Below are 7,074 nucleotides of genomic sequence, written 5' to 3'. Positions count from 1 at the left end.
GCACCGACCAGGGTGATGCCCCGGGAATCACTCCGAGTACCGATCCAGGTGATTCCACTGGCAACACTTCGTGCACCGATCAGGGTGATTCCCCGGGAATCACTTCAAACACGGATATTGAGAAAACCCAATCGATCAAGAAACGGTTTGTTACTGACCAGAGCCAGCACGCGCGGGCAGTCTTGCCTCTCTCCATCAATCCGCTCATATAAAGGAAGCGCTCAGCATGGCTGACAACTTTCAGCTCAACCTCGGTTCACTGCGAAGCAGCGTCAATCTGACCCTGCACACCCACCACGCCTCGAGGCTCTGGTTTGGTCGTCAACGCACCGAAGGCAAGCCCGGGATGATCGGCCTGAGTGGCTTTGCCAACATCCTCAATCGCATCAAACGTGGCTGCGAACAGGACGATCCTTATTCGGACTGGTTCCTCCTTCTTATAGAAGAAAAGATCGACACCGCCGAACAGGAAATGAAGGACATCGATAACAGGCTGGATGAAGTCATGGCTGCACTGCCCGCCATGCTGACCATTGGCGAGAACCTGTCCGTGCAGCCCGTGACACTCCCGTTGTACCTGTCAACGCCTTTGGCGTTCAAGGCGGTGTATCTGCTGACCGCCTACGACGAACTGGTACGCCGCATTCTGCTGACCAACCACGTCGGCCTGATCGACAACAATGCCAAGGGCCAGTGGCTAGATGAGGGAGCTGCGATTCTGAGACGCCTCTTCGGCCTGAGTCAGCGTTACAAATTCTCGGGCGCTAGCCGGGGAGACTTTGCAGCCAAGAACGCACGCGCCGAGCAAGCGCGCGAAATGTATGCACCGTTTGGCGAAATCCCCCAGGACATCCTGGAGGGCGTCCGACGTTCCAAGTTTGCTCCAGTTCTGGCCACAGCATCAAACAGCCCAGCGGACGTAGACGACCGTGAAGACAGTTTCGACGAGGCAATAACACTGGGTCAGTCTGACCACGAACAGCCTGGTTCAGAGTCCGAAGAGTGATCGGCGTGAAGCAGCAGACGGCTAATGGGAAAAAAATGCAACAGGGTGCCTTCCAGCCTCTGCAACAGGATGCCTTCAGCACCCTGCAACACGCCCCCTTCCTAAAAGGCCTTTTAAAACCTTTTAAAGGTAAGGGGGGGATGCTCCAGTTGGCCGAGTTATGCCGGTCCCTTGAAGGTGATCTGAACGCGCTGGCCGAGGATCAAGTGCTTGCCCAGGCGAACAGACATCCCTTCACTCTTCTGCCTGTTCGGATGGTCCGGCAAAGAACAAACGCTGGCACAGTTTTTCTTCGATGGCAGGAAATGGGGACACGGCAGATGGGCGTCAATGTTTGGTCCAGTGTGCTGGCCGACCCAAGAACACCCGAATCACTGCTCCAGGATCTGCACTCCATGGAACAGCAGCGCGTCGCTTTGAACATGCAAATAAGTCTGGTCCATACCATTGGCCGACAGGCCGCCGAATGTGCCGAAAAGATGGCCCAGGCAGATGCCGCTTACTCAGGACGGCTGCAACATATCTCACAATCCAGCGGCATTTCACCGCACACGCAGAAGGAGTCCTAACATGGGCACATCAGTAGACTGGGAAGGCAACATCGGATCTGCTCCAGAATTCAAGGAGTTTGCCAATGGCAACAAGGATCCGCGCCGCTTGCTACGGCTGAACGTCTACTTCGACAACTCAATCCCTAAAAGCGATGGCACAGGCTTTGAGGACCGTGGAGGGTTCTGGGCCAATGTCGAGTTTTGGCATAAAGACGCAGAGCACTATGCCAACCTTTATCAGAAAGGCATGAGGGTGTTGATCCAAGGGCGAGCGATCATTGATAACTGGACCAAGGAGGGTAAGGAGTTCTCTGCGTTGAAAGTGCAGGCATCGCGGGTCGCAATCCTTCCTCACCGGGTTGAAGCAGTGCAATTGGCACCTTCCCAGTCATACAACCAGCCGCAAAGCGATCAACAGCATACCGATCAGAGTTCAACTCAAAACAATGCAGCTCCGGATTTCGACGACGATATTCCCGTGTAGATGACCGGAGTGAAAAACCGCGCCTTCTGCGTGCGGCTGCTGGTGGAAATGAAGCTGCTCAGCGTCGTTCTTCACCAGCAGGCAGCTCTTTCTGAACTGTTTATTCGCCAGAGCAAAAAAACGCCCTTTACGTGGATCAGTTGGTGAAAGAAATCTGCACATCGGCGAACCCACGCCACGATGAATCTCTTACGGGTCGAATCTCATGAGTCTCAGACACTTTGTAACCTATGTCATCCGCATGCCAGACAACACCGCATCAAGAACCGCTCTGACTGCCAAATTGAATGATGCCCACAAACTAAATCCGTTTTCTGGAGAAATGAACAATGACAAATGAAATCGTGAAAACTGAAACGTTGCCAAGCATCGTCGAACTGCAGTACGAGGTTGCCCTACAAGCGCCTGACGTCAGGGCCGCGCTTTTCGATTGCGAGGGAGCGCAGGCACGGCGGGACAGCATTAGCCGCAAGCTATGTAGCGGGTCTACTGCTGTGACGGTGCGCGATCTGGAGCGTTGGGAGAAAGCACTTTCCGACGCCAAGAAAGTCTTGATGCAGATTGCGCCCATTTTGGAACGGCACCCGATTTGCGCTTCTGTGGTTGCCCACAGCTAAATCCGGATACCCGAAAAATCGCCTCGTTCGTGAAGTCCTGGATGTCTTCGATCTCCACCACGGGAATCCTCAGTTCTGAGAACAGCCCCTACAGCGACGCATGAGACTTTGGATCGGCGTCGGTTCAACAACCCTCACCATGCCGTGATGCGCGCGGGTGCTGACGCGGCGCGCAGCGGCATCCCTCTCCACGCATGCCCCTACCGGCATCCCGCCATGCGCGCATCGTGGCTAAAGGGCTTTGCCCAGGAGCAACAGCAACGCTTGGATTTCTGACTCAGAGCGATTAACCCACTCCACCCACGTTTACGGTTACGTATGGCGAGCGCAGATCAGGTCTAGGACAGTGCTGGCTCAAGTCACTTTGAGCTCATTGATTCATGACCGCCGAGCCTATTTGCAAACCAAGTTTCGTCCAGACTCTTCTCGATATTACAAAATTCCCAGAGCGTCATCGTGCTGTTGCTAACACTTGGGCTGATCATTTCGGCGTACCACCGGAGCGACGTGACGAGTTCATGCTGCACTACCTGACTCACACTTCGTCGACACGGTGCTGGTGCGTTTCACTTCATAACGACGACCAGGTCGCACGGCCAACTGTGGCGCGATTCGGCAGGCAGCTTCAATACTTCGATGGCCAGCTGATTTCCGCGGTGCGGTTTGATGAGAAGCGAAAAGTCCCAGTCCACGCACCCACGACGAGTCGAGCGTTGAAGCTGGTTCATCAGTTGATTACTCATGGGGGTGCGCAAGCACTTCTGACGTCGTTCAGCAAGCACGCACGGGACCTGGCACTGCACGAGTCGCAGCTCAGTATCAAACCGCTCATGAAACTGGATTTCTTGGCGGCCAGCGAAGAAGGCCGAAACAAGCGCTTTTACGGTCCACGTAACCGGTTTTACCTCACCTGCATCGGTGCCACGCTGAAGAGGTTTTGTCAGAGTCTGGATCAAGAGCTTTTACACGCCGTACGTTCGGTACAGTGCCCGTCAGCCCAACTGTATAACTGGCTGGCTCAGGGGGATCGCACGCGTCGGCTCCAAGCCTTGAAAGCGCAACCCGTCCTCATTCCAGTGCTGGTCATTGGCCATGCAATGCCTTGGCCACACCTTGCAGACAGCGGTATTCTTGAACAGTGCCCATGGAAAGACCTGCAGGAGTACTGCGGCTCCTGTGATGATGATTGCACCAGAGATGGAGCAGGCTTGGTGGGGCACGCAGCCGATACCGGCCTGCCTTTGAACAAGGTGCTGGCGTGGCTGTTTTCCACCCCCATCTCCGCGATCCGCTATCTGGGTCAGCAGCGGGTGTACGACACCGGCAGTGCGTTGAGCCGCTTGAATGCTGAGGGGCTCGAGGCCGGATGGGGCGATTTGATTGCAGGTGCCCGTTTAGGTAACCGTCGCCCGAGCACCAAAGCTCAATGGCGTTCGTTCTATGCGTTCAGGTCGGCAGTCCCGTGGTCATTGCTTCGAGCATTGCCTGACATGACCGCTCTTTTGGCGGGTTGCCCAACCGACTGGGCGGACCCTGCCTGGTCGAACATCACGACCAAGCTGGTCGATCTCAGAGAGCTGTTCTCCAGCCTCGACAGGGCTGGCAGTCGCGCGGCGTTAAACACCAAGAACCGTCTGAACGCGTTTGTGGGCGGCTTGAGCTTTCGTCAGATATCAAATCTGACCGATGCGTTCCACAGCGAACTCGAAGCGATCAGGGCCAGGCTGGAGAAGGCTATCCCCCCTGAGCCATCAGATGCCTTCACTCGCTGGCCGGGGCTGATGCTCAACACCGACACCATCACCTGCAGTGAAACAGGCCTACACATCGTCGAATTACGCTGCGCTGACGACCTGGACCGGGAGCACCGTGCTCTGGATCACTGCATCGACACCTACGACTATCACGCATTTTTAGGTAACTGCCGACTCCTGTCGATCCGTTCTAACGGGATCCCGCTGGCATCGGTCGAACTCGCGCTCAGGGCCCATGGTCATGAGCACAAGACGGGGCAATCGGGCAAATGGACTCCCAAGCATCTGCACGTCGTTCAAATCAGAGGCCACCACAACGAAACCCCGGACACTGGCTCGCCGGTGATGAAAGCGTTCGAGAGGTTCATCGCAGAAGTCAGGAACGGTCGTCTTCCGGTGAACCTGGACTGGCCCAACCTGGTAGCGAAAATGGATCGCTATGCCGACAAGACCTCAATCTACAACATCCGTTTCGCAGAAGAGGTTATCGGGTGGGCTGAGCGCTTCATGGACAGGGGACTCTGATCATGGCAGCGCCGCGATTGATGAACAAGCGTCCAGTGCTGCTGCGCAAAGCCATTTACGACGGCTATGACTTCGGACTATCCCTGAGTTATCTCGAAGGTGCCAACAAGCTGTTGTTGCGCCGGGGTGGTTTTTTCATACGCCGGTCTGATCACCCGCTAAATCAGTTCTGGCGCGTGCCCAAGGCCAAGCTGCTCGATGACCTCGATGTGCTGTATCGGGAACTGGCGGAGCTCGCGAATGGGAAACACATCGAAAGCTGGCAAGCCTTCCGGGACAGGATCACCTCTGCCCAGTCCGACCTGCACCGTGACGCATTCACTTGGGGGATGAAGTTTCGGCTCGCGCCGTTGGCGGAAGGTGGCGTGATCCTGTCAGGGGATTTTCATCCGGGTGCTGTCGCCATCGCCAAGCGCATGCGCGGAGTATACCTCTCGGCGGGCAAAGCCTGGCGGGTCCAAGGCACCGCGGAGTTGGTCCGAAGCAACCTGATCCTGGAGCTGGGCCTGGCTGAGGATCAGTTCGAGATTCTGGATACCTTGCAAGAACTGCTTGCCGACGGGTCTGTTTCTCCGGTGCGTGAAGTCACCAGCATCAGTTTGGGGGGTTACTCCCCGGAGCCGACGAAGTCCGAGGAGGAGGTTTCAGATTCAGGTATCTATTTGGCGTCGGTGCCCTCGATCAAAAACACCGAACTCACGAATGCAGAGATCGACAAGGCGTTGGAAGAATTCTCGCTCATGGGTCACCAGCCTGCTGGTATTCGTCATTTGCTACAGCGCACCAGCGCATTGCTGGCCGATGACATGGGGCTGGGGAAAACTCGCCAGGCGGTGATTGCCGCCGGTATCCGCGCACAGAGCAAACCCGTTCTGGTGATCGTGCTCAACAGCCTGATCATCAACTGGCAGCGCGAGATCCTGATGGTGTTTCCTCAGGCTCAGATCGCCCTGCAAACCTTCGATGCGCAGGCGGGCTGGATCATCGTCAACTACGAACGATTGGGTGACTTCGTCATGCACGCAAGCTCGTTTGCGGTGATGGTCATTGATGAGGCTCACCGACTCAAGGAACCTACAGCGGCATGGACACGCCACGGCTTCGATATCGCGGCTCAGGTCCAGAACCGCTATCTATTGACGGGCACGCCTGTGCTCAATCGCGAAGCGGAGCTGCACACACTGCTCAGGCTTTCGGGCCATCCAATCGGACAACTGCCCCTCAATGAGTTCTGCGAGCGATTCGCCGGCAGTCCTGAGTTTCGCAAGACGCTTCGAGATGAGATATCTGACTGGATGCTTCGCCGCCGTAAGGACGTGCTGCCCAACCTGCAAGGCAAGCAAAGGCAGACTGTGCCCGTGATCCTGAGCCAGGTTGAGCGTGACGAGTACAACCAGATCATGCGCAGCGATACGCATCGTTTTGCGCGACTGGGCGCACTGCGCCAACTGCTCGAGCGCGTGAAAGTCCGGATCGTGGCGGACCTGATGACCGAGCTGGACGTCGACGACAAGGTGATCCTCTTCTGCGAGTATCAGGAATCCGTGGCCACGTTGCGTGAGCACTGCCTCATGATGGGCGTCGGGTGCGTGACGTTGGTAGGCAGTGACTCGCCCAAGAAACGACAGAAAGCGATTGATGCTTTCCAGCAGGATCAGGACTGCAGGGTATTCATCGGGACCAGGTCGGCCGCCGGCACAGGTTACAACCTGACTGCGGCAAACTATGTCTTTTTCCTGGGGCTGCCCTGGACGCCGGGGCTACAGGACCAAGCTGAAGACCGGGCGTATCGCAATGGGCAACTCCGCATGGTGGTAGTCAAAATTCCCTTGGCTGAAGACACCATCGACCAGCAGCTGTGGCAGATGCTCATGGACAAGCGCGCGTTGGCCAGCGATCTGATCGATCCTGAAGCGGAAGAGCAGAGCAAGCAGACGCTGGCCTGGATGCTTTGACTGTTATCAGCATTCCCATGAAGGGGCGTGACAAAGCAGCTATGAATTTTTTCAGTGCGGCCGCCAGTGCATACTTTAGGCAGTTATGAAGAATCTCCCTTTATTCAAACACTGATGGCACTTTCGAGCTTTAAGCATGTCTGAGCACTTCTTGGGGCATAGAGGCTATGATAACGTTGGAT

The 7,074-nt window shown here is 56.1% G+C and carries 8 protein-coding genes and 1 pseudogene; all 9 read left to right on the top strand.

Annotated features, from left to right (window positions below):
• Positions 1 to 212: pseudogene (locus ALO43_RS31145) on the top strand (hypothetical protein); the annotation flags it as partial.
• A gap of 14 nt (positions 213 to 226) precedes the next feature.
• Positions 227 to 1,006, top strand: a complete 780-nt coding sequence (locus ALO43_RS12465) for a PFL_4669 family integrating conjugative element protein (RefSeq protein WP_054997601.1) — start codon at positions 227 to 229, stop codon at positions 1,004 to 1,006.
• A 35-nt stretch (positions 1,007 to 1,041) separates the two neighbouring features.
• Positions 1,042 to 1,575, top strand: a complete 534-nt coding sequence (locus ALO43_RS12460) for a DUF3158 family protein (protein ID WP_054997604.1) — start codon at positions 1,042 to 1,044, stop codon at positions 1,573 to 1,575.
• 1 nt (position 1,576) lies between these two features.
• Complete coding sequence (locus tag ALO43_RS12455; protein WP_024691429.1) at positions 1,577 to 2,041, top strand: single-stranded DNA-binding protein; 465 nt, start codon at positions 1,577 to 1,579, stop codon at positions 2,039 to 2,041.
• Between the two features lie 9 nt (positions 2,042 to 2,050).
• Positions 2,051 to 2,188, top strand: coding sequence for a hypothetical protein (locus tag ALO43_RS30715; RefSeq protein ID WP_005739996.1), 138 nt, complete (start codon positions 2,051 to 2,053; stop codon positions 2,186 to 2,188).
• Positions 2,189 to 2,370: 182 nt separating this feature from the next.
• Positions 2,371 to 2,658 carry a hypothetical protein gene (locus ALO43_RS12450; RefSeq protein WP_005739997.1) on the top strand — a complete coding sequence of 96 codons (288 nt, stop codon included), beginning with the start codon at positions 2,371 to 2,373 and terminating at the stop codon, positions 2,656 to 2,658.
• Positions 2,659 to 2,733: 75 nt separating this feature from the next.
• Positions 2,734 to 2,934 (top strand): CrpP family ICE-associated protein, encoded by a 201-nt coding sequence (locus tag ALO43_RS28785; RefSeq protein WP_081002960.1) that lies wholly within the window; start codon positions 2,734 to 2,736, stop codon positions 2,932 to 2,934.
• A gap of 104 nt (positions 2,935 to 3,038) precedes the next feature.
• Positions 3,039 to 4,937 carry a PcfJ domain-containing protein gene (locus ALO43_RS12445; protein ID WP_054997600.1) on the top strand — a complete coding sequence of 633 codons (1,899 nt, stop codon included), beginning with the start codon at positions 3,039 to 3,041 and terminating at the stop codon, positions 4,935 to 4,937.
• 2 nt (positions 4,938 to 4,939) lie between these two features.
• Positions 4,940 to 6,892, top strand: coding sequence for a DEAD/DEAH box helicase (locus ALO43_RS12440; RefSeq protein ID WP_054997599.1), 1,953 nt, complete (start codon positions 4,940 to 4,942; stop codon positions 6,890 to 6,892).
• Positions 6,893 to 7,074: the final 182 nt, after the last annotated feature.

It is taken from the genome of Pseudomonas tremae, from assembly GCF_001401155.1.
GTDB classification, from domain to species: Bacteria; Pseudomonadota; Gammaproteobacteria; order Pseudomonadales; family Pseudomonadaceae; genus Aquipseudomonas; species Aquipseudomonas tremae.
Note: the sequence above shows the minus strand (reverse complement) of the source record. Positions and strands in the feature narration are given on the sequence as shown.

What these genes read in the sequence shown, in the direction of transcription:
- ALO43_RS12465 (WP_054997601.1), top strand. Translation starts at nt 227, where the DNA reads ATGGCTGACAACTTTCAGCTCAACCTCGGTTCACTGCGAAGCAGCGTC.
- ALO43_RS12460 (WP_054997604.1), top strand. Translation starts at nt 1,042, where the DNA reads ATGCAACAGGGTGCCTTCCAGCCTCTGCAACAGGATGCCTTCAGCACC.
- ALO43_RS12450 (WP_005739997.1), top strand. Translation starts at nt 2,371, where the DNA reads ATGACAAATGAAATCGTGAAAACTGAAACGTTGCCAAGCATCGTCGAA.
- ALO43_RS12455 (WP_024691429.1), top strand. Translation starts at nt 1,577, where the DNA reads ATGGGCACATCAGTAGACTGGGAAGGCAACATCGGATCTGCTCCAGAA.
- ALO43_RS12440 (WP_054997599.1), top strand. Translation starts at nt 4,940, where the DNA reads ATGGCAGCGCCGCGATTGATGAACAAGCGTCCAGTGCTGCTGCGCAAA.
- ALO43_RS12445 (WP_054997600.1), top strand. Translation starts at nt 3,039, where the DNA reads ATGACCGCCGAGCCTATTTGCAAACCAAGTTTCGTCCAGACTCTTCTC.